Origin of the sequence: Bacteroides muris (ex Afrizal et al. 2022) (genome assembly GCF_004793475.1) — a bacterium.
Classification (GTDB): Bacteria; Bacteroidota; Bacteroidia; order Bacteroidales; family Bacteroidaceae; genus Bacteroides; species Bacteroides muris.
Window position 1 is genome coordinate 1 of the sequence record NZ_SRYZ01000102.1, and the last position, 1,731, is coordinate 1,731.

Below are 1,731 nucleotides of genomic sequence, written 5' to 3' on the forward strand. Positions count from 1 at the left end.
GACTAAATACTAATATATTAATCGCAGTGGTTGGATTTTTATCGCACCACTACTAATTATTAATTATCCATTCCTTAAATCCTGAGCACTCCCTTCTGCAAGCCAAATTCCCTCCAACGGCTGATGGGGCGGGCATCGGGTAGCTGTGCCGAAACATTCTCCTCCAGATTAACCAGATAGTCCATATAGGCGGCTATCATGGCAATGTTCTCCAACTCTTCGTTGGTGGTATTGGTGCGTACCAGCATGCGGGCGTTCTTCTCGATAAATAGGGTGTTGTACTCTCCCTTCACAAAGTCGGGCACGTGCATGATGCGCTTCAGATAGGCAAGGTTGGTCTTTACGCCCGTAATCTTGTACTCGTAGAGCACACGGCGCATACGCTCGATGGCATACTGGCGGGTGGTTGCCCATACGATGAGCTTACCTATCATGGGGTCGTAGTAGATGGGAATCTCATAGCCGTCGTACACGTAGCTGTCAATGCGGACACCGATTCCGTTCGGTTCCGTCAGTTGCTTGATGACACCGGGAGACGGCATGAAGTTGTTTTCCGTATCTTCGGCACAGATGCGGCACTCTATAGCATGACCGCGCTGGAACAGTTCCTCCTGCTTGAGGTGCAGCACCTCGTCGTTGGCAATGCGGATTTGCTCTTTCACCAGGTCCACGCCTACCACTTCTTCCGTGATGGGGTGCTCCACTTGCAAACGCGTATTCATTTCGAGGAAGTAGAACCGACGGTTCTTGTCTACCAAAAACTCGATGGTACCTGCACCGGAGTAGTTCACTGCCTTGGCTGCGGCAACCGCCTTCTCCCCCATCTCCCGGCGCAATTCCGGCGTAAGGAAGGGTGACGGGCTTTCTTCTACCACCTTCTGATTGCGGCGTTGCACGGAGCATTCGCGGTCGAAGAGGTGGATGACGTTGCCGTGGTTGTCGCCCAATATCTGGAACTCGATGTGATGGGGTTCTTCCACGAACTTTTCCAGATAGACCGTGTCGTCTCCAAAGGAGGACATGGACTCGGAGCGTGCCGTGTTGTAGGCTTCCACCACTTCGCTCTCGCTATGGATAAGGCGCATACCTTTACCACCGCCACCCATAGACGCCTTCAGCATCACGGGATAACCTATCTCGTTGCAGATGCGCACGGCTTCTTCGGCACTCTGCAAAGGTTGTTCCGTTCCGGGAACCACGGGTACGCCTGCCGCAATCATTCGCTTGCGGGCAGCTATCTTGTCGCCCATCGCCTCCATCGTCTCGGCGGCGGGACCGATAAAGATAATCCCTTCCTCCTTGCAACGGCGTGCAAACTCCGAGTTCTCCGACAAAAAGCCGTAACCCGGATGGATGGCATCGGCACCGCATCGCTTTGCCGTGGCAATCACTTTCTCAATATTCAGATAACTCTCTTTTGCCACGGCCGGTCCTATCGGATAAGCCTCATCGGCATATGCCACATGATGAGAGGTGCGGTCGGCCTCGGAGAAGACGGCAACCGTAAGCAGTCCCATCTCCCGGCACGAACGCATGACGCGCAAGGCAATCTCACCTCTGTTGGCAATCAATACTTTCTTAATCATTTTACTTTTTCTTTAATATATAAAGGATATCATTAGTGTCCCATAAAAAATAGGGACTAGTTAAACATTAAATAAATTTGGCCCATTTGGTCCGAAACGGTCTTTGTCATATTGAAATTTAGTTTTGTCGAAGAGGTCTTTCAAG

Annotated in this window: 1 protein-coding gene; it reads right to left on the reverse strand. The window is 51.4% G+C overall.

The features are described 5' to 3' along the window. Nucleotides 1–74: 74 nt before the first annotated feature. On the reverse strand, nucleotides 75–1,586 hold the full coding sequence (accC, locus tag E5355_RS18985) for an acetyl-CoA carboxylase biotin carboxylase subunit (protein ID WP_016273644.1): 1,512 nt from the start codon (nucleotides 1,584–1,586) through the stop codon (nucleotides 75–77). Between the last annotated feature and the right edge of the window lie 145 nt (nucleotides 1,587–1,731).

Excerpts from the sequence above, each read along its gene's own strand:
- accC (WP_016273644.1), bottom strand. The coding sequence starts at position 1,586 with ATGATTAAGAAAGTATTGATTGCCAACAGAGGTGAGATTGCCTTGCGC.